The organism is Rhodococcus sp. IEGM 1351 (assembly GCF_030056875.1).
GTDB classification, from domain to species: Bacteria; Actinomycetota; Actinomycetes; order Mycobacteriales; family Mycobacteriaceae; genus Rhodococcus_F; species Rhodococcus_F opacus.
On the sequence record NZ_JASHKU010000022.1, the window covers coordinates 123,084 to 143,647 of the forward strand.

A 20,564-nucleotide genomic window follows, 5' to 3' on the forward strand; every position below is an offset into this window, starting at 1 on the left:
TGCTTCCTTCATTCGGCCGGATGATCGGGCGCTGTCGGCATGGGTAGCGGTTCGTTTCATGTCATGAATCGCTGTTGTTCACTATGAAACAGTTCTACTATGTCGATCGTGTTACGGCAACGTTGTTGGTGCATCACCAATTTACGGCGTTCAAACGCTCTTTCAATAAATATCCTCGCTCTGATCTGCACGTTTCCGGCTCTGTCCGATTGATTTACGTCATCGAAATACGTCGTGTGGTTTCCTGTTGCTACTCCTCGTTTCATGCAGAGGAGGTCGCGGACCCAACTCACCACACCTTCAGGGAGAACCCATGACCACGACCGACAAGCCCACCGCCGTCCCGTTCCGCGTCACCGCTGGATTCCACGAGAACCTGCCTCAGATGCCGGTCTCGGAGTACCCGGGCACCAAGGGGTACATCGACGACGTCTTCGCCAACCCGGACGGCTCGGAGATGTCGGCCGGCTACTTCGAACTCCAGCGCACCGACGCCCCGCTCGACTACTACTACGCCTACGACGAGATGAAGGTCGTCCTCGAAGGGGAGTTCACCCTCGAGAACCTCGACACCGGCCAGGTCGAGGTGGCGAAGGCGAAGGATGCGATCTTCTTCCCCAGGGGCTCGCGTATCCGCTTCACCACCCCCGACCGCGCACTGGCCTACTTCGTCGGCCACCGTTCCTTCGCTCCCTGATCCGCGATGGCGGTATCGATGAGGTCGACCAGCGTCCCACGGTGGCGATCCGACTACTCGGCCGTCGACGACCTCGGAGCGGGCGCTCTCGTCACCCGCTACGTACTGGTCTCGGAGCGCTCGGTCGGCGCACAGGTCATCCGTGAGCTGTCCGAGCGCGTGGCGCCCGTTCCCACTCGCACGGTGATCGTGGACGACGGGGCCGGATCCGGGTTCGGCGGGCTCGGCGAACTGCTGTCCGAGGCGCGCATCGGGTGGCGGTTCGTCGTGGCGGGCCCCGAGCGCATGGTGGGAGCGGTGCGTGCCCGGCTGATCTCCGCGGGCGCGTTGCCCGCCGAGATCGCCGCGATCATCGCCCCCGACGCCCCGGTGCGCGACGTGTTCTGCGCGCACTGCCATACCACGTCGCCCTCGGTGCCGGTCGCCATCGGCGGCCGGACACCGTGCGCCGGTTGTTCCGCCGAACTCACCGTCTACTACCACTACTCCCGACGCCACAGCGCCTACCTGGGATATCGAGCCGACTCGGAGGAACTGCCATGACCACGGCCCTCGAAACAGTTGCGGGCGAGAGCATCACCGGAGGGCTCACCCTGACAGTGCGCGAGGCACGGCTGCTGTGTCCGGGCATCCGTCACGTCGTCCTCGCGGACCCGGCAGGCCGCACCCTGCCGTCGTTCACCCCGGGCAGCCACATCGCCGTCACCTGGGCCGAGGGTCGGCAGAATTCCTACTCGCTCACCGGCCCCTCGATCGAGCCGGACCACTACGCGATCTCGGTCCGGCTCGACGAGAACGGCCACGGGGGTTCGCGCTGGGTCCACGACCTCCAGCCGGATCAGCGCATCCGTGTGAGCCTTCCGCGGAGTGCGTTCGCGCCCGTGCTCAATGCTCGGCACCACCTGCTGGTCGCGGGTGGAATCGGCGTCACACCGATCCTGTCGCACGTCCGGGCCGCGCTCGAGTGGGGTCGTTCGTTCGAAGTGATCTACTCTTTCCGCGACCAGTCGGGAGCGCACGCCGACGAGTTGGCGGCGCTGTGCGGTGACCGGATGATCACGGTCTCCACGCCCGGAGAACTCGCGGACCGCCTTATCCCGAAGCTGGCGGACCAGCCACTCGGTACCCACGTCTACACGTGCGGTCCCGCGCCGATGATCGCGGCGGTGGCCGAGTGGGCCCGCGACTGCGGCTGGCCGCCGGGGCGCGTGCACTCGGAGGCGTTCGGGGCGGGCCCGCTGCCCGAGGGGGCGCCCTTTGCCGCCACGCTCGGGCGCACCGGAATGATCGTGCCCGTGCCCTCGGGAACCAGTCTCCTCGAAGCGTTGCTGGACAAGGGAATCAACGTTCCGAACCTCTGCCGACAGGGTGTGTGCGGCGAATGCCGGTTGCCGGTTCGCGGCGGTGAGATCGAACACCGCGACCTCTTCCTCACCGAGGAGGAGAAGGCCTCCGGAGATTCGATCATGCCGTGCGTATCACGTTCCGCAGGAGACCGATTGGAGCTGGATCTGTGACAACCACCGACTCGCGCGCCGACCACATCGCGCGCTTTCCGTTCCCCTTTCCCCGCGACCAGTACCGCTACAGCACCAACGTCGAACCGGCCGGACACTCGACCGACACCGCCACCGGCAGCTGGGGTGAGACCCGCATCGCCATCGACGCCGACTACCACCGCGAACTCGCCGAACGCGAGCGCATCCTGGCCGAGGATCCGTCGCGGCACCAGTGCCTGCCCCACATGGTCCCCGCCGCGTGGGACGCGATGCTCACGCTGATGCGCATGCTCGCCGACGAATACCCCGGCACCATGACCCTCGAACGGCGCGAGGGCAGCTGGTTCTGGAAGAACGACCTCCTCGGGATCGAGCACAGCTTCGTGTTCGGCGATCTCGACACGTTGCCGGCGCCGCCGCTGGTATACATCTGCGGCCAGATCCAGGAAGACGTCGTGCTGCTCGACCAGCGTGAGGGCGAATTGTGGGGCGACGCCGGACTGGTGACGTTCGCGGCGGACTGGTCCTTCGGATTCGACGTGGGCATGAGCTTCCTCGAAATTCACGGCCCCGTCCCGCGAATTCACAGCGAGAAGATCATCACCCGCGCACACAACTTCCTGATGCGGCTCGAGCCCGGCCAGAGCTACCGGCGCACCAACTGGTCGTTGACCGTGGACGGCAAACTCGACACCTCGACCGAGACCTATCCCCGGTGGGGGAAGGACCGGCGCACCCTCGCCGACGGTCCGCTGGACGAGGTCGGGGACCGCCTGTTCCTGAGAACCGAAGTGCAGCATCTGATCCGGCTCGCGCACTCCGGCACCGTCATGTTCCTGATCCGGACGTATCTGCTTTCGTTCCGGGACGTCGCATCCGTTCCGGAGTGGGGCGATCGGCTGTACCGGGTACTCGAGGACCTCCCGGTGGACATGGCCGAATACAAGGGCATCAGCCGCACCCGGGAACCCGGCATGAGATGGCTGCTGACCCATGGGAATGTCGCACCGTGACGCTGGCCGACGGGCGGCCGCGGAGGTCGGCATCCCAGAGCGATCAGGCTCTCGACCTCGTTCTCGCGACGGTCTCCGTGATCGCCCGCGACGGCCTGCGCGGTCTGACGACCCAGGCCGTCGCCCGTGAGGCCGGCGTTTCGGACGAGGGCGTCCTGCACAGTGTCGGATCGACGGACGCCCTCGTCGACGCCGCACTCCGTTACGCACTGGACAAGAGCGCGAGCGTCTTCGCCGACATCGCCGCCGGATCGTCGCTCGACCACTTCGTCGAACACCTCACCGACCTCGTCGCCCGCGACCCCGACCTCCAGGTCTTCCAGTACGAGTTGATGCTCGAGTCCCGGCGCACGCCACGCCTCGACCCGCACGTGAAACTGCTGTACGCCACGTACATCGAGGCGACGTCGCAGGCACTGACCCGGCTGGGCATCACCGCCGACGAAGACCTGACCCTGCTGGTGTACTCGGCGATCGAGGGATTCATCATGCACCAGCTGATCGCGAAGGATCGTCCCGCGACCGAGCGCGCGATCGGGCGACTATGCCGGATTCTGTCGACCGCGAGGTAGTCCCTGCACGTGAGTGGCAAAGTGTGCCCCGGCACGCTTTGCCACTCACGTGCGGTCGAGGATCTCGGCGATCACGACCGACGCCGGTCCGGAGACGCGCACCGACCCCCGCTCGACGAGGAGGCAGTCGCCCGGCTCGACGAGACCGAGGTCCGTCGTCAGCCGCCCACCGAGGACCAGGGCGAGAGCGGCCAGCCGTCCGTCGGCGGTCACGTCCCGCGCCGCTCCGATGTCGACGATGTTCACGGAGGCCGCGGTGGTGGTCCTGTGGACCATGACGTTGAACGCCTCGGTCGGCCCTTCCGCCACGCAGTCGGGGCCGCGCTCACCGGCGAAGGCCGTCGGACTCAGGCGCGGAATCACGGTGGGGGTTCCGCCGAAGTCGAGTGACACGGGCTGGTAGCCGATCACCGTGAATATCCGATCCACCCCGGGAAACGGCGAGAAAGTCGAGCCCGCGTCGAGCGTCGCGACGCTGAAGCGCCACCGGGACGCGACACCGGCGGCGATCTCCGCTGTGGTGCCCGCGCCGTTGGCCCACGGGGTGGTCCGGCGATCCGCGTGACGGACGATGCGGGCCTCGCGAACTGTGGTCACGCTTTCTCCTCACCTAGAGAGTTCACTGTCAAGATACGTTGTTTCGCACACCAGCACGCAGGCGCACGCCGGATTCCGTTACGTAGTTGTCACGCGGCGAACCATTTCCGCAATCTCCGCTTTGGTTCACTGACACTAGACATTGATTCCCAAAGGCGGACACGACAAGTGTCGCGCCATCCTCGATCAAGGTGGACGACTATGAACGAAGCAGTCGCTGCGGCCGACACCGCCTGGATTCTTGCGGCCTTCACGGCAGTGAGCCTCATGGTGCCGGGCCTGGCAATGTTCTACGGCGGAATGGTCAGCGTGCGCAACACCCTCAACATGGCCATGATGACGTTCGGCGCGTTCGCCGTCGTCGGCGTGCTGTGGATCGTGTTCGGCTACTCCGCCGTGCTGGGTAACTCCCTCGGCGGTCTCGGCATCCTGGGCGACCCCCTCGAGTACTTCGGCTCCAGTTCATTACTGGAGGCCCCCGCCGAACCCGGACTGCCGCCCGCCCTGGTCTCCGGATTCCAGCTGTTGTTCGCCGGCATCACCGTCGCGCTCATCTCCGGAGCGCTGGCCGACCGGATGAAGTTCGGTGCCTGGATGGTGTTCGCCGGACTGTGGGCCACGTTCGTCTACTTCCCGATCGCACACTGGGTCTTCGCGTTCGACTCCGAGGACGGATCGGTGATCGGTGGATGGATCGCAAACACCCTCGGCGCCGTCGACTTCGCCGGCGGCACGGCCGTGCACATCAATGCCGGCGTTGCCGCTCTCGCGGTCGTCCTGGTCCTCGGGGCCCGCAAGACGTTCCCCGTCTCGCCGCGCCCGCACAGCCTTCCCCTGACCATGCTCGGCGCAGGAATCCTGTTCTTCGGTTGGTTCGGGTTCAACGGTGGCTCGGCTCTCTCCGCCGGAAACAGTGCGTCCGTCGTCATCCTCAACACGGTCGCCGCGTCGTGCGCCGGCATCTGCGCCTGGCTGGTCGTCGAGAAACTGCGCGAAGGCCACGCCACGTCGCTGGGCGCCGCGTCGGGTCTGATCGCGGCGCTGGTCGCCATCACGCCGGCCTGTGGCGCCGTCTCACCCCTCGGCGCGCTGGTCGTGGGAGGCGCGGCCGGCGCGGTCTGCTGCTTCGCGGTCTCCTGGAAGTACCGGCTCGGCTACGACGACGCACTCGACGTCGTCGGCGTGCACCTGGTCGGCGGCATCCTCGGTACCGTTCTGATCGGTTTCCTCGCGGATCCGGCCGCTCCCAGCGGTGCGACGGGACTCTTCTACGGTGGTGGCGTCGACGTGCTTTGGCGCCAATGTGTCGCCGTGGCAGCCGTTCTCGCGTACTCCTTCGTGGTCACGCTGGTGATCGTCCTCGCACTGAAGAAATTCATGGGCATCCGCGCCGACCAGGACAGCGAATACGACGGCCTCGACGTCTCCGTCCACGGCGAGACGGCCTACGTGCTCGACGCCGTCGGTCTCACCGGTGCCTCGAAGCACGGCGCGGACGCGGTGCTCGGTGCAGAAGCGATCACCACCAGGGCGGCGGACCCCGCCAAGGCCTGATCCAGCGCCCGGCACAGACAAGAGCCCTGCCCCGCGGAGTGCTGCGGGGCAGGGCCACTGCCTGTGTCCCAGCTAGGTCAGGCTCTGAGCCAGACCCCGAAGCTTCCGGCTGTAGTTGTTCGGCTGGGCGGAAAGGAACTGACTCAGCACGATCAGGTCGAATTCCTCCATGGCGGCCGAATCGGCAGTAATCGAAGCATGATTCGTCACTTCGTGCTCGAGCAGTTCGACCGCCTCACGCCACCCGCGGATCGCGGGTCTTCCGAGTTCCATCTGCGGCTCGAATCGCAGGGGTTCGACGAGTGGGCTGCCGAGAATTTCCTGCAAGTGCTCCTCGAGACTTCGGCGCGCCAGTCGGATGATCAGCTGAGATTGCCCTTCGTGCCACTGCATGGTGGCGGAGCGTCCCGGCTGCAGAATCGACGCGACCGACATGGTCGAATCGAATTCCTCTGCGCCAGAGGTGATTCGGGCTGTACCCGACAGCGGGATCTGAACGACGTAGAAGTCGCCGAGATCATTCGGGTTCATCCGCGCATCGGTGCCGTAGTCGAAATAGTAGACACCGATTGCGCCCGCGGTGGCCAGGTGAACCGGCTCGAGGCGGTCGAAGGGCAGCGCGGACTGGTCGTCGGACGCTATCTGAACTGTCGCTATCACCGTAACCACGACCTTTCGAACCAACCGCCACTCTACGCCCGGTGAGGAGGCGGAGGAAGGTCGAAATTCCGATTACGGCCGTCAGTCCTCGTGGTGGTCGGGGTATGCGGTGACGGCGAGAAAGCGGATGGGCAACCGCACGAGATCGTTGGGCCCGTGCAGACCTTCACCGTCGAGGAGCAGCGAATCCCCCGGCCGCAGGGTGTACTCGGCCTCGCCGTGCCCGTAGACCATGACACCCTCGAGCATATAGAGCAGCTCGGTGCCGGCGTGCTGGAACAGCGGAAACGTCTCGCTGGAGTCGGTGAGCGTGACCAGCACCGGCTCGAGTCGCTTGTGCTGGCCGCGCAGTGCGCCGAGAAGTTCGTAGTGGTGCCCCACCCGGGTGCCTCGCCCGACGATGACCGCACCGCGGCCCGCCTCGACGTACACGGCGTCGCGGGCGGTGTCGGCGCCCCGGAACAGAGAGGTCACGGGCACGTCGAGCCCGGCCGCCAGACGCGCCAGCGTCGACAAACTGCACGAGGTCTGCGAGTTCTCGATCTTGGACAGCATGGCCTTCGAGATTCCGACTTTGGCCGCCATGTCCCCCACGGAGAGTCCACTGGCTTTGCGGAGCGACCGGACCTGCCTGGCGATCACCTTCTCGAGATCGGGCCCGGTCGGCGTATCGGACGGCACCTCACGCTCGACGGGCGCTGGGTCTCCCGTGTCGCGGTGGACCTCGGTCTCGGGTCGAGTGGTCACGTCCGCATCGTAGCAGCGCCGTTTACTGTCAGGAAACCGCGACTCACTACGCCGGACGGTGAATCGGTGCGCATACGAGCAACAACCATGCGCATGCGTGCAAGACGACGCCGCGCCCGCGCCCGCATGCTTGTGACAGCCATCACAACACCACCGGGAGAGTTGACGCTATGACCGCAGTACACGAGAACGTCAGTGCCACAGGGCTTCCTGATGGAACCGCAACGCAGCTGTTCATCGGCGGACAGTGGCGACCGGCGTCGGATGGCGGGACGTTCACGGATCTGAACCCGGCCACCGGTCGCCCCCTCGCCCAGATCGCGTCCGGCACCGCCCAGGACATCGACGACGCGGTCCGGGCCGCCCGCACGCAGCTGAACGGTGAATGGGGTTCACTGCCCGGCGCCGCCCGCGGACGAATCCTGAACAAGGTCGCCGATCTCATCGAACGCGACGGCGAGATCCTGGCCCGGCTCGAGGCCCTCGACGTCGGCAAGCCCGTCGGCCAGCCCACCATGCTCGACATCCCGATGGCCGCCGGCACGTTCCGGCACTTCGCCGGCTGGGCCGACAAGATCACCGGCCAGTCCATCCCGACCGCCGGCTACTTCGGCCAGCCCACCCACTCGTACACCGTCCGCGAACCGGTCGGCGTGATCGGCGCGATCGTCCCGTGGAACACCCCGCTGATGATCTCGGCATGGAAGATCGCCCCCGCGCTCGCTGCCGGGAACACCCTGGTGGTCAAGCCACCGGAGGACGCACCGCTGTCGATCCTGCACCTCGCGACGCTGCTGGAGGAGGCCGGACTGCCCGCGGGCACCGTCAACATCGTGCCCGGCCTCGGCGAGGTCGCGGGCGACGCGCTCGCCGGCCACCCCGGCGTCGACAAGATCAGCTTCACCGGCAGCCCCCGCGTCGGCCGGATCATCGCCAAGCGCGCCGCCGACACGTTCAAGCGCACCACCCTCGAACTCGGCGGCAAGTCCCCGCAGATCATCCTCCCCGACGCCGACCTCGAGGCCGCCATCAACGGCACCGCGATGGGACTGTTCTTCAACCAGGGCGAGGTCTGCGCCGCGGGCACCCGCATCCTGGTGCACCGCTCGCTGTACTCGCAGGTGGTCGACGGTCTCGCCGCCGCCGCTGCCGCGCAGGTCCTCGGCGACCCGTTCGATCCGGCCACCACGATGGGCGCCCTGGTGAACGCGAAGCAGCGTGACACCGTCCTCGGCTACATCGAGGCCGGACGCAGCGAAGGCGCACGGGTCGCCGCCGGCGGTGGCCGCCCGGACGGGGACGGGTTCTTCGTCCAGCCGACCATCTTCGCGGACGCGAACAACGACATGAAGATCGCGCGAGAAGAAATCTTCGGCCCCGTCGGCACCGTCATCGCGTTCGACACCACCGACGAGGCGATCGCGATCGCCAACGCCACCGATTACGGGCTCGCCGCCTCCATCTGGACGCGCGACGTGTCCCACGCCCACACCCTCGCCGGCAAGGTCCGCGCCGGAGCGGTCGCGGTCAACGGCTGGGCACCCATCGACCCCGCCCTGCCCTGGGGCGGCATGAAGACCAGCGGCACCGGCCGCGAACTCGGCTGGGCCGGAATCGAAGCCAACACCGAGGAGAAGGTCGTCACGATCATCCTCTGACCCCCACCGCATCGACGTCGTCGGACAGGAGCAGGACTTATGAAGACCCAGGCAGCAGTGCTGTGGGAACCCGGTCAGCCGTGGCAGATCGAAGAACTGGAACTCGACCCGCCGAAGAAGGGAGAAGTGCTTCTGCAGTTGGCGGCGTCGGGGATGTGCCACTCGGACGAGCATGTCCGCGACGGCAGCCTGCCACTCGAGTACTACCCGTTCATCGGTGGCCACGAGGGCGCCGGAGTCGTGCTCGAGGTCGGGCCCGGTGTCACCAGCATCGAGAAGGGCGATCACGTCGCTCTCGGATTCATACCCGCGTGCGGCCGGTGCCGGCAGTGCGCGACCGGCCAATCCAGCATCTGCGACCTGGGAGCCCACCTGCTCGAGGGCTGGCAGATCTCGGACGGCACGGCGCGGCATCACGTTCGCGGCAAGGACGCCGCCATCCAGTGCCTGATCGGGACGTTCTCGCCGTACACGGTGGTCAACGAGGCGTCGTGCGTCAAGATCACGAAGGACATTCCCCTCGACAAGGCAGCGCTGGTCGGCTGCGGCGTCACCACCGGCTGGGGGTCGTCGGTGTACGCGGCCGGCGTCCAGGCCGGTGAGACCGTCGTCGTGATCGGCATGGGCGGCGTCGGGTGCGGGGCGGTCCAGGGCGCAGCGCTCGCCGGGGCGCGGCACGTCGTGGTCGTCGACCCGTCGGAATTCAAGCGGGAGCAGGCCAAGATCTTCGGCGCGACCCACACCGCGGCGAGCATCGACGAGGCGCTGCCGCTCCTCCAGGATCTGACGTGGGGCCAGCTCGCCGACAAGGTGCTCATCACCGTCGCGAATGCGAGTGGCCGCATCATCGCCCCGGCGATGAGCCTGGTGGCCAAGGGCGGCACCTGCGTCCACGTGTCGGTCGGCGACGTCACGCAGAACGACGTCGACCTGAACCTGTTCGATCTGACGGCGATGCGCAAGACCCTCAAAGGCGCGTGGTTCGGCAACGCGAACATCCGGTTCGACATCCCTCATCTGCTGCGCCTGTACATGGAGGGTCAGCTGAAGCTCGACGAGATGATCACGAGGACATACACACTCGATCAGATCAACGACGGCTACGAGGCGATGCGGAAGGCCGAGAACGTCCGCGGCGTCATCATGTACTCGTAGATCGGCACAGTCGGGAGCGGTGGGGCGCTGCACGCCTCTCCGCTCCCGGCATGGTTCCCTGTCCCCATGCCGTACGTGTTCCTGATTGCCGCGATCGTCGCCGGTCTCGTCGTCTCGGGAGTGGTCGTTGTCAATCTCGGCGGAGCTCATTGATACCGTGGTCGCATGATCGCTGGTGGGGCAGGTACGCGTCGTGCCTAAGCTCGTGGATCACGACGAGCGTCGGCGCAGCATTACCGCCGCCGCCTGGCGGCTGATCGCCGCCCGCGGTATCGATGCTGCCAACATGCGCGACATCGCCACCGAGGCCGGGTACACCAACGGCGCCCTGAGTCATTACTTCGCCGGCAAGGACGAGATCCTCCGTACCTCGTACGAGCACATCTCCGAGGCCACCGACCGCCGGATCGCCGAGGCGCTCGGCGACGCGACCGGCCTCGACGCACTGCGCATCCTCTGCCGCGAAGTGATGCCGATCAACGAAGAGCAACTCCTCGAAGCCCGGATCGCCGCCTCGCTGTGGCCGCGGGCCATGTACGACGAGCAGATGGCCGCGACCAACCGCCGCACCATGGACCACTGGCGTGAGCAGATGGCGATCTTCCTCGAGCAGGCCCGCGAGGAGGGCTCCGTCGGCGACATCGACGTCAGCATCGTGGTCGAGCAACTGCTCAACATGATGATGGGCATGCAGATTCTGGGTGTCCTCACGCCGGGCGAAACGTCGTCGGAGCGTCAGCTGGAGATGCTCGAGCAGTTCGTCGCCGCACTCTGAGCCTTCCGTCGCTCAGCCAAAACCGTTGCTGCGGAATCCGATAGAGAACAATTTTTGACCGAACGGTCAGTTTGTTCGGGCGCGAAACTCACTGTTTACACGAGGGCACCTCGGCTGTAACGTACGTCACTAAGCTTTTTATTCAACACCCGTAGAACCAAAGGATCGCGACATGCCCACCCTTTCCCCTGCGCGTATCGACCACCCGCTGTCGCTGCCGACCGTCGAAGAAATCGCCTCCCTGCGCGAGATCCTCGAGGCCGCCGACGCGCTGACCGAGCAGACGAGATTCGTCTACGTCGGCCTCGAGGAACCGGACAAGTCGACGCTGTACACGGCGGAGGCCCCCGAGACCGATCGCCGCTTCCGCGTTCTGCTGCACGACATCTCGTCGCCGAACGCGGTGGACGTCGTCGTGTCCGTGACCCAGCGGTCGGTGATCAGCTCGGTGACCCTCGACGCCGTCCGCGACGGTCAGATGCCCGTCCTGGACGAGGAGTTCGAACTCGTCGAACAGGTGCTGGCCGCCGACGAACGCTGGCTCGCCGCGCTCGCCGCCCGCGGACTCGACGTCGCCGACGTCCGGGTCGCTCCCCTCTCGGCCGGTGTCTTCGACTACCCCGGCGAGACGGGCACGCGGATCCTCCGGGGGCTCGCGTTCCGCCAGGACCACCCGAAGGACCACGCCTGGGCCCACCCGATCGACGGGCTCGTCGGATTCGTCGACGTCATGAACCGGACCGTCACCGACGTTCTCGATCTCGGCGCCGTCCCGATCCCCGAGGAGTCGGGCAACTTCGACGACCTCGCCGTCACCGGCCCCCTGCGCACCACCCAGAAGCCCATCGAGATCACCCAGCCCGAGGGACCCAGCTTCGTCGTCGACGGCAACCGCGTCGACTGGGAGAAGTGGTCGTTCCGCGTCGGCTTCGACGCCCGCGAGGGTCTCGTCCTCCACCAGCTCGGATTCGCCGACGGCGACCGGGTCCGCCCCATCATCCACCGCGCGTCCATCGCCGAGATGGTGGTGCCCTACGGCGATCCCTCGCCGGTCCGGTCGTGGCAGAACTACTTCGACACCGGCGAGTACATGGTGGGCCGCTACGCGAACGCCCTCGAACTCGGCTGCGACTGCGTCGGCGACATCACCTACTTCGACGCCGTCATCGCCGACGAGTTCGGCACCCCCAAGACGCTGAAGAACGCCGTGTGCATGCACGAGGAGGACTTCGGCGTGCTGTGGAAGCACACCGACCTGTGGGCCGGCTCCGCCGAGACCCGCCGCCAGCGCCGTCTCGTCATCTCCTTCTTCACCACCATCGGCAACTACGACTACGGCTTCTTCTGGTACCTGTACCTCGACGGCACCATCGAATTCGAGGTCAAGGCCACCGGCATCGTCTTCACGTCGGGTCATCCGGGCGGCGACTACCCGTATGCCTCGGAGATCGCCCCCGGCCTCGGCGCCCCGTACCACCAGCACCTGTTCAGCGCCCGCCTCGACATGATGATCGACGGCGACCGCAACTCCGTCGAGGAGGTACAGACCAAGCGGGTGAAGATGGGCCCCGGGAACCTGCACGGAAACGCGTTCACCCTCGAGCGCACGCCGCTGACGAAGGAATCCGAGGCGCAGCGCCTCGCGGACAACAGCGTCGGACGCGTGTGGCACATCAGCAACCCGAACAAGCTGAACCGTCTGGGCAAGCCGGTGGCGTACGCACTCCACCCGGAGGGTCAGCCGATCCTGCTGGCCGACGACGACTCCTCGATCGCGGCGCGGGCGACGTTCGCCACCAAGCACCTGTGGGTCACCCAGTTCGACGAGAAGGAGCGTTACGCGGCAGGGGATTTCGTGAACCAGCACGCGGGTGGCGCCGGACTGCCCAGCTTCGTGGCCGGCGATCGGGATCTGGAGAACGAAGACGTCGTCGTCTGGCACACGTTCGGCCTCACGCACTTCCCGCGACCCGAGGACTGGCCGATCATGCCCGTCGACTACACCGGATTCACGTTGAAGCCCAACGGCTTCTTCGGTCGCAACCCCGCTCTCGACGTTCCCCGCACGACGTCGAAGCACTGCGCGACCGGAGGCGGCAGCTGCCACGCGGACGGGGGAACAGATGTCTGACACCACCACGGGTTCGGGAGCCGGCACGTTACGCGGATCCATCGGCGTCGTCGGGATCGTCTTCCTCGTCATCGCCGCGGCCGCACCGCTGACCGCGATCGGCGGCGCTCTGCCCGTCATGATCGCGATCGGCAACGGCGCGGGCGCCCCGACCGCCTATCTCATCGCCGCACTGGTCCTGCTCGTCTTCAGCGTCGGATACGCGGCCATGAGCAGCCACATGGTCGACACCGGCGCCTTCTACGCCTACGTCGCCAAGGGGCTGGGCGAATCCTGCGGGCTCGGGGCCGCCGGGCTCGCACTTCTGACCTACACCGCCATCCAGGCCGCCGTGTACGGTCTGGCCGCCGCGACGATTCGGGGCCTCGTGGTCCAGTACGGCGGACCCGACCTGCCGTGGTGGATGTGGGCGCTCGTGCTCATCGCACTCGTGGCCGTGCTCGGATACCGCAGCATCGACCTCGGCGCCAAGGTCCTCGGGGTGCTCCTCGTGCTCGAGATCGGCATCATCCTGGCGCTGTCGTTCGGCGTGCTGGTGCGGGGCGGGGCCGCGGGTATCGACTTCGCGTCGTTCACCCCGACGTCGTTCTTCAGCGGATCCCCTGGTGTCGCATTGATGTTCGCGATCGCGTCGTTCATCGGCTTCGAGGCGACCGCGATCTACGGCGAGGAGGCCCGCAACCCCCGGCGCACGATTCCGATCGCGACGTACGCCGCCGTGATCGCCATCGGACTGGTGTACGCGCTGGCGAGCTGGGCCGTGGTGCTCGCGTTCGGCAGCGACAACGTCTCCGCCGCAGCCGCCGCCGACCCTGCCGGGCTGACGTTCGCCGCCGCCGCGCACTTCCTGGGCGGACCCGCGGCCGACGTCATGGCGATCATGCTCGTCACGAGCCTGTTCGCCGCACTCCTCGCCTTCCACAACGCCATCTCCCGGTACGTGTTCGCCCTGGCCCGCAAGGGCGCCGCTCCGCGCGCACTGTCCCGCACCCACACCAAGCACGGATCCCCGCATATCGGCTCGGTCGCCCAGACGATCTCCGCGACGGTGGTCGTGGGGGTGTTCGCCCTCGTCGGCGCGGACCCGGTGCTGGAACTGTTCACCTGGATGGCAGGTCTGGCCACCGTGAGCATCCTGGTGCTGATGGTGCTCACCAGCGTCGCGATCATCGCCTTCTTCGCCCGCACCCGGCTGGATACCCGGCTCTGGCACACGCGCATCGCTCCGGTGCTCGGATGCGTGGGTCTGGTGGCCGTCACCGGGTTGGTGCTCGACAACTTCACCACGCTGATCGGCGGGTCGGAACTGCTCGCGGACATCCTGCTGGCAGTGATCGCTCTGTTCTTCGTCGCCGGACTGGTCGTCGCCCGGGTCACCCGGCAGAGCCGGGCGGACGTCGGGCAGCGTCGCGAACTCACCCCCACGATCTGAGTTCGACGATGTTCGAGATCCCTGCCGTGCACGCGGCGATGCTCGTCGGAGCGGTCGGGGCCGTCGTGCCGATGTGGCGGGCGCACGGAACGGACTGCCGGGTGCGGATCGCGCACGGTGCGATGGCGGTGTCCATGGTCGCGATGATGATCCCCGGCGTGCCGGCGGGAATTCACCTGCTCGAGGGTGCCGTCCTCATCGCCCTCGCCGTCTTCGTCACCGGTGAGACCATGCACCGCCGGACAGCCGTTCCCTGCGCGGTGGACCTCACCGCCATGGGGGTGCTACTGCTCCTGGCCCCGACGTCCGCTCCCGCCTCGACGGCGTCGGCGCCGGCACCCTCGGGCCACCACCACGGTGGCGCAGGGATCTCGACGGGCTGGTTCCCTCTCGCTGTGCTCGTGTGCTGGGCACTGTTGACACTGCATCTCTTTCGCTCCACCCCGCGCCCCGAACACGGGTCCGGCGTCACGACCGCCGCGACGGGATCCGCACTGATGATCCTGGGCATGGCTCCCATGGCCGTCTGACATCCATCCCACCGACAGCAACCTGGAGAAACCGATGAGTTACGCCGATGCCGTCTACACCCACGGCAAGGTCTTCACCGTCGACGAGAACTTCACGATCGCCACCGCCCTCGCGGTGCGCGACGGACTCGTCCACGCGGTGGGCAGCGATGCGGAGATCGAAACCCTGATCGGGCCGGACACCGTGGTCACGGACCTCGGCGGGAAGACGATCCTCCCGGGAATCAACGACTCGCACCTGCACGCCATCGCCTACGGGCTCGATACTCCGCCGCTGTCGCTGGACGTGTCGTTCCCGGCTGTCCGGTCGATCGCGGACGTCCGTGAACTCGTGCGGGAGGCCGCCGCCGCGGCCGAGGACGGCGAGTGGATCATCGGAACCGGCTGGGACGACGGGTATCTCGACGAGTGTCTCGCCGAGGCCGGTCGGACGCCGACCCGCTGGGACCTCGACGAAGTGTCCCCGAACAATCCTGTTTTCCTGCAGGACTTCTCGCGCCACACGTCGTGGGTGAACAGCGCGGCGCTCACGCTCGCCGGGGTGGACGAGACCACCCCGTTGCCGCCGGGCAGCCTCATGCCCGTCGGTGAGGACGGCCTGCTGACCGGCATCGTCATGGAGGGTGCGCAGGCGCTGGTGCAGCGTGTTCTCCCGGCCCTCACCCGGGAGCGCCGGGAGGAGGCACTCCGCTCGGCGATCTCGATTCTGCAGAGCGAGGGCATCACCAGCTTCACCGATCCCGCGATCGGCCCCGGCGGCGAGGCCCTCGCCGGTGGCGCGATGGGCGCCGAGGGCCTCGCGGTGTATGCCGACCTCGCCCGCCGCGGCGAACTGGGCGCCCGCGTCAACCTTCTCCTCCTGCCCACCGGAATGTCCGGGTCGGCTGAGGATTTCGGACAGAACCTGGCGGACATCGAGGTCCCGGAATCGGTGGATCCGCGGATGTTCCGGGTGCTCGGGGTGAAGGTGTTCGCCGACGGCATCCCGCCGAGCAAGACCGCGTGGATGCACGAGGAGTACGTCGGCGGCGGCTGCGGCTCACTCTGCGTCGGCGGCGACACCGACGAGCGTCAGGTGTACGAGGTGACCGAGATGGTCCGCATCGGCCACGAGTCCGGCTACCAGATCGGTGTGCACGTCACCGGTGACCGTGCCATCGACACCGTCGCCGACGCAATCATCGCCGCGCAGAATGCGCACCCCCGTGAGGATGCCCGGCACTACCTGATCCACGGCGACTTCATCAGCGAATCCACCCTGAAGCGCCTGGCCGACAACGGCATCGGCGTCAACATGAACCCGACGATCAAGTGGACGATCGCCGACCTGGAGGTCGGGGTGGTCGGGACCGAACGAGCCGCCTACGAATGGCCGTATCGCAGCGCCGTCGAATCCGGGGTGCACCTGATGAGTAGTTCCGATGCACCGGTCACACCGCCCGATTGGCGCCAGGGCATCTCGACGATGGTCCTGCGCGAGAGCAAGGCCAGCGGCGCGGTGAGCGGGCCCGACCAGTGCATCGGGCTCGCCGACGCCGTCCGCACGTACACGATCAACGCAGCCTGGCAGGACTTCGCCGAGGACTGGAAGGGGTCCCTCGAGGTCGGCAAGGTGGCCGATCTGTGCATCCTCGACGGCGACCTCGAGACCATCGACCCGCACGACATCCCGGCAATGCAGGTCGTCTCCACCGTGCTGGGTGGAGAGGTCGTGTTCCAGCGCGTCGCCGCGAGTGTCGCGTCGTAGTCGGCTTACCTATCTGAGCCGGAACGGCCCCACATCAGATGTGGGGCCGTTCCGCGGGAACCGTCGTGGACCACTCCCGTTATCCGCGGCGGGTCTTCTCCGGCACCGGAGCAAGGGCTGCTCCGTACTCGGGGCTGAGCCCGACTTCGTCGAGGAGGACCGAGAACTCCCTCATGCGAAGGGACTTGTAGTCACCAACCGTATCGGGATCGTAGGTGTAGAACCCCTGGCCGTCGCGGAGACCGTTTCGACTCGACGCCATGTTCGCGGCAATGACCTCCGGCGCCTCGAATCGATCACCGAGCATGCCCGCAAGGTACCGCGACGCGTAATACAGGATGTCGCCACCACCCCAGTCGATGAATTCGACGAGTCCGAGCACCGCGAATCGCAAGCCGAAGCCGACGCGGACAGCCTTGTCGATATCTTCGGCGCTCGCCACTCCTTCTTCGACCATCCGCGCGGCTTCGTTCATCGCGAGCGCCTGAATCCGCGGAACGATGTATCCGGCGGAGGCCGAACACACGACCGGCACCTTCCCTACCCGCTCGAGCAACCCTACGACGTCGTCGATCACAGCATCGTCTGTCTGTTCGCTTCTGCTGATCTCCACAAGAGGCATGAGATCTGCAGGATTGAGCCAGTGCGCGTTGAGGAAACGCTGCGGCCCCTCGATCAGCGTCGCAAGTTCTGTGACGAGGAAACTCGACGTCGTCGATGCCACGGGAATGTCGTGCCGGGCAACGTCGCTGATCAAGCTCAATGCAGCGGCTTTGGCAGTCATGACCTCGGGCACACTCTCGAACACCACGTCCGCATCGGACAACGCCTGCAATCCGTCCTCCCGGCCGAAGATGCTCACGCGGCCGGCGGACTCGCGCGCCTGCTCCGCTGTGATCCGCCCCAGGTCGATCTTGGCACACAATTCCCGGTCGAGATCGAGGCGAACCCGCTCCGAGTACAGCCGTTCGTCATCGGGTTCACGCACTTTCATGTCGATCAATGCGACAGATAGTCCACCGTGAATGAACGCGAGCGCAATGCCCTGCCCCATTCGTCCCGCACCGACGATTGCGACATGCGGGACCCGTCCCATCACGCCGGTACTCCGATGTGAAGCAGTTCGCGCATGTCCTCGCGCGACAGCTGCGACAGGCCAAGCCCCTCCAGCGTGCGACCCTCCTCGTACAGGTCGATTCCGCTGATCGCGGACGCGAGATTCAGAAGTCCCTGTGCGACCGGTGTCGGCACACCTGCCCACCGGCCCACCGACACCAGGAATGAGAGACCGAGGCGCGTGTCTTCGAGCATGTATCTGTGGCTGTCCAACTCGATCTTCTCACGCCAGTCACCGCTGTCCGTCAGCTTCTCGTGCGCGGCCCGACCGTACATCCACTCCTCTCCGTCCGACGAATAGTGGTCAGCCAGTGGAAAATGCGGCGCTCGGTAGCCGAGTGCTTCGCGCACTGCAATGCGCTCCCGGTCCAGCGCAGTGGTGACCCTTCTGATGGACGGCTGCGTGCCTTCGTTATGAATGTCCCACTCATCGAAATGCTCGAGAGGACCGGCGTTCATCATGATCAGCGGAGGGTGGATCACCGGCCCGGCGTTCATCAAAGCACCGCTCAGCCCGTCCTCGACAGGCTCGACGCTGGGATAGACCTCTCGTAGGACCGCCAGGGTGGAGTCTGTGAGGCGGGCCGGAAAGACCCCCGTCGGAAGCCTCGTCGCATACCCACTCACCACGACCTCGGCTGGTCCGTGCTTGCGCGCCAGATACGGCAACGTTCCTGTCTCGGCAAATGCGACATCGTGACGGTTGCCTGCATCGGCCATTGCCTTGACAAAGAGATAGCTTCCGAACGTGCCAGGTGGGAGAAACACCACCTGGCCGTTCTCGACCAGCGGCGCGAGTTGCGGCGCAAGATCGTCGTGGGTGTGTGCCGGGAGCGGGATCACAACCACTTCCGCGCCGGAGATCGCCTCGGCCAGAACACCGGTGGGCGCGATCGTGCCCGGTGTGTCACCGAGAGCAACTACCCTCTCCCCCTTGTGGTCCCGAATAGTGAGTCCGCCGTGACGCAAGATGTCGGCGAGAGCGCGGGGGTCCCGTCGCCAGAACCGCACCTCGTGCCCATTCTCCGCGAGTGCAGCCGCTGCCGCGTAGCAGCCGTGACCGCCACCGAGAACGCTAACCTTCATGTGAAGCTCTCCCTCTTCTGGCCATCTCGTGACCGGTTGGATGATCAGTGAATGCGGACGCCGCGAACCGAAGGATCGATCGCGGGATTGCCGATTTCGGTCTGGTCGAGCAAAATCGATTCCACTACCGCCTCGGTGCGTGCGCTCTCGCGGAAATAGCGGCATCCCCGCCCGAGAAGTGCCACCGTCAATACGACCGCGATTCCGATGACGACCGACATCGACGATCCCACCAGTTGCGGCGACTTGAAGTATCGGTCGGTGAGGACTGCGACGAGCGTCGTTCCTGCACCCAGTCCGACGAGGTTGGATATCAGCAGAAACAGCGCCGAAATCTGGGCGCGCACCTGGTTCGGACTGAGCACCTGCATGGCCGCGGTGGACGCCGGCATCGGGAACGATGCGAAGAACATCGCAGCGGACAGCAGCGTAATGGACTGCCAGAGTTCGGACACCTGGGTGAAGAACACCGCGGGCAGTGCCATTCCCACCGCACCGACCACGCCCGCACGCATAGCGGCATCGGTGTGCCCTCGCTGCGCCAGCCAGTCGATGAACCAACCGGCGAAGACAACCCCCGTGGTGTTCGCAACGAGGACGACAGCTCCGAGCATGTATCCGACGGTGGTCGCGCTCAGCTCGAAGTGGCGTATGTAGAAGGCCGGGGTCCACCCCATGAGGGCGAAAAGCACCATCGCATAGAACGAGAACCCGAGAAAGTGACAGGCAAAGGTACTGCGGTGCCCACCGATGAAGGCGAACGCGTTGCGCAGGGTCACCTTCTCCACCCGCCCGTCAGCGGTACGCGTCAGCCCCTTCCTGGCAGGGTCGCGCACGGTGAAAAAGATCAGTACGGCTACCAGGAGTCCCGGAAGCCCGATCACCAGGAACGTCACCTGCCAGCCGAACATCGAGCCGAGCAGGGGAACGTGCACGCTGTCGACTCCGGCAAGAAGGTTGATGACATATCCACCGATGAGGAATGCTGTGCCTCCCCCGATGAACGAACCGACGGAGTAGACGCCGTACGCCCGCCCCAGTTTCTTCTTGGGGAACATGTCGCTGAACATCGAGTAGGCAGCCGGCGAAAGCGCCGCCTCACCGACGCCGACACCGACTCGGGCAAGAAACATGTGGGTGAAATTCTTGCTGAACCCGCACAGCGCGGTTGCCAGACTCCAGAAGGCCACGCCCGCCGAGATGATCACACGCCGCGACCGCTTGTCGGCGAGTACCGCGATCGGCATTCCCATGAACGCGTAGAACAGGGAGAACGCGAGCCCGTGGAGCAGACTGAACTGCGTGTCGCTCAGCTGAAGATCGTGCTTGATCGGCTCGATCATCAACGAGAGCACTTGCCGGTCGACGAACGAGAAAACATACGCGATCATGCAGATCGTCACGACATACCACTCGTATCGATACGATCGTTCTCCCCTTTGGGGCAACTCTTGATCAGGCATCGATCAGCTCCTTCGATTGGGTCGGAGTCACACCGGGAGTAAGCATTTCCCGCAGCGGACTGTCGCAGTGGTCTCAACTTAGTGGTCTGATTCGTTAATTTGTCGGGGGTCATGCCGCTTGCAGGGTTCGAT

General features: G+C 66.2%; 19 protein-coding genes. 13 read left to right on the forward strand and 6 right to left on the reverse strand.

Translation table 11 applies throughout. From position 1 onward, the window contains the following. The first annotated feature begins 313 nt into the window (after positions 1 to 313). From QM806_RS31060 to QM806_RS31080, 5 genes are read left to right on the forward strand one after another with little or no spacing between them, the layout of a single operon-like run. Positions 314 to 697, forward strand: a complete 384-nt coding sequence (locus QM806_RS31060) for a cupin domain-containing protein (RefSeq protein WP_005250830.1) — start codon at positions 314 to 316, stop codon at positions 695 to 697. A gap of 6 nt (positions 698 to 703) precedes the next feature. After that, positions 704 to 1,240, forward strand: coding sequence for a dimethylamine monooxygenase subunit DmmA family protein (locus QM806_RS31065; RefSeq protein ID WP_133985276.1), 537 nt, complete (start codon positions 704 to 706; stop codon positions 1,238 to 1,240). Beyond that, positions 1,237 to 2,214 (forward strand): PDR/VanB family oxidoreductase, encoded by a 978-nt coding sequence (locus QM806_RS31070; RefSeq protein WP_133985278.1) that lies wholly within the window; start codon positions 1,237 to 1,239, stop codon positions 2,212 to 2,214. The genes QM806_RS31065 and QM806_RS31070 overlap by 4 nt, the downstream gene beginning before the upstream one ends. Continuing rightward, complete coding sequence (locus QM806_RS31075; protein WP_005569852.1) at positions 2,211 to 3,209, forward strand: heme-dependent oxidative N-demethylase family protein; 999 nt, start codon at positions 2,211 to 2,213, stop codon at positions 3,207 to 3,209. The genes QM806_RS31070 and QM806_RS31075 overlap by 4 nt, the downstream gene beginning before the upstream one ends. After that, a complete protein-coding gene (locus QM806_RS31080; RefSeq protein WP_005569851.1) occupies positions 3,206 to 3,781 on the forward strand; it encodes a TetR/AcrR family transcriptional regulator in 576 nt (191 codons plus the stop codon). Before QM806_RS31075 ends, QM806_RS31080 begins: the two co-directional genes overlap by 4 nt. 45 nt (positions 3,782 to 3,826) lie before the next feature. Here the strand turns inward: QM806_RS31080 and QM806_RS31085 are convergent, their stop codons facing one another. Further along, the gene (locus tag QM806_RS31085) at positions 3,827 to 4,378 is read right to left on the reverse strand and encodes a HutD/Ves family protein (protein WP_283293924.1); all 552 of its coding nucleotides are present in this window, start codon (positions 4,376 to 4,378) and stop codon (positions 3,827 to 3,829) included. 201 nt (positions 4,379 to 4,579) lie between these two features. Between QM806_RS31085 and QM806_RS31090 the strand changes: the two genes are divergently transcribed. Further along, a complete protein-coding gene (locus QM806_RS31090; protein ID WP_283293926.1) occupies positions 4,580 to 5,932 on the forward strand; it encodes an ammonium transporter in 1,353 nt (450 codons plus the stop codon). 72 nt (positions 5,933 to 6,004) lie between these two features. On the opposite strand, the gene QM806_RS31095 is transcribed toward QM806_RS31090, so the two are convergent. Beyond that, positions 6,005 to 6,601 (reverse strand): cupin domain-containing protein, encoded by a 597-nt coding sequence (locus tag QM806_RS31095; RefSeq protein WP_349307614.1) that lies wholly within the window; start codon positions 6,599 to 6,601, stop codon positions 6,005 to 6,007. A 72-nt stretch (positions 6,602 to 6,673) separates the two neighbouring features. Beyond that, a complete protein-coding gene (locus QM806_RS31100; RefSeq protein ID WP_280781195.1) occupies positions 6,674 to 7,339 on the reverse strand; it encodes a helix-turn-helix domain-containing protein in 666 nt (221 codons plus the stop codon). A 170-nt stretch (positions 7,340 to 7,509) separates the two neighbouring features. Between QM806_RS31100 and styD the strand changes: the two genes are divergently transcribed. The 7 genes from styD to QM806_RS31135 all read left to right on the forward strand — a co-directional run bounded on the left by styD (position 7,510) and on the right by QM806_RS31135 (position 16,767). Then, positions 7,510 to 8,997 (forward strand): phenylacetaldehyde dehydrogenase StyD, encoded by a 1,488-nt coding sequence (gene styD, locus QM806_RS31105; RefSeq protein WP_283293931.1) that lies wholly within the window; start codon positions 7,510 to 7,512, stop codon positions 8,995 to 8,997. 39 nt (positions 8,998 to 9,036) lie between these two features. Then, entirely contained in the window at positions 9,037 to 10,152 is a 1,116-nt protein-coding gene (locus tag QM806_RS31110) for an NDMA-dependent alcohol dehydrogenase (protein ID WP_005569846.1), read from the forward strand. Between the two features lie 205 nt (positions 10,153 to 10,357). Then, positions 10,358 to 10,927 carry a TetR/AcrR family transcriptional regulator gene (locus QM806_RS31115; protein WP_065492332.1) on the forward strand — a complete coding sequence of 190 codons (570 nt, stop codon included), beginning with the start codon at positions 10,358 to 10,360 and terminating at the stop codon, positions 10,925 to 10,927. Positions 10,928 to 11,099: 172 nt separating this feature from the next. Then, on the forward strand, positions 11,100 to 13,058 hold the full coding sequence (locus tag QM806_RS31120) for a primary-amine oxidase (protein ID WP_283293932.1): 1,959 nt from the start codon (positions 11,100 to 11,102) through the stop codon (positions 13,056 to 13,058). Further along, positions 13,051 to 14,490, forward strand: a complete 1,440-nt coding sequence (locus QM806_RS31125) for an APC family permease (RefSeq protein ID WP_065492334.1) — start codon at positions 13,051 to 13,053, stop codon at positions 14,488 to 14,490. Before QM806_RS31120 ends, QM806_RS31125 begins: the two co-directional genes overlap by 8 nt. Positions 14,491 to 14,498: 8 nt before the next feature. Next, positions 14,499 to 15,020, forward strand: a complete 522-nt coding sequence (locus QM806_RS31130; RefSeq protein WP_120660316.1) for a hypothetical protein — start codon at positions 14,499 to 14,501, stop codon at positions 15,018 to 15,020. Positions 15,021 to 15,054: 34 nt separating this feature from the next. Then, positions 15,055 to 16,767 (forward strand): amidohydrolase, encoded by a 1,713-nt coding sequence (locus QM806_RS31135; RefSeq protein WP_283293935.1) that lies wholly within the window; start codon positions 15,055 to 15,057, stop codon positions 16,765 to 16,767. A gap of 79 nt (positions 16,768 to 16,846) precedes the next feature. On the opposite strand, the gene QM806_RS31140 is transcribed toward QM806_RS31135, so the two are convergent. From QM806_RS31140 to QM806_RS31150, 3 genes are read right to left on the reverse strand one after another with little or no spacing between them, the layout of a single operon-like run. After that, complete coding sequence (locus QM806_RS31140) at positions 16,847 to 17,863, reverse strand: 3-hydroxybutyryl-CoA dehydrogenase (protein WP_133986756.1); 1,017 nt, start codon at positions 17,861 to 17,863, stop codon at positions 16,847 to 16,849. Further along, a complete protein-coding gene (locus QM806_RS31145) occupies positions 17,863 to 18,969 on the reverse strand; it encodes an NAD/NADP octopine/nopaline dehydrogenase family protein (protein ID WP_054245634.1) in 1,107 nt (368 codons plus the stop codon). Before QM806_RS31145 ends, QM806_RS31140 begins: the two co-directional genes overlap by 1 nt. A 44-nt stretch (positions 18,970 to 19,013) precedes the next feature. After that, a complete protein-coding gene (locus QM806_RS31150; protein ID WP_205627330.1) occupies positions 19,014 to 20,360 on the reverse strand; it encodes a spinster family MFS transporter in 1,347 nt (448 codons plus the stop codon). Positions 20,361 to 20,564 lie beyond the last annotated feature (204 nt).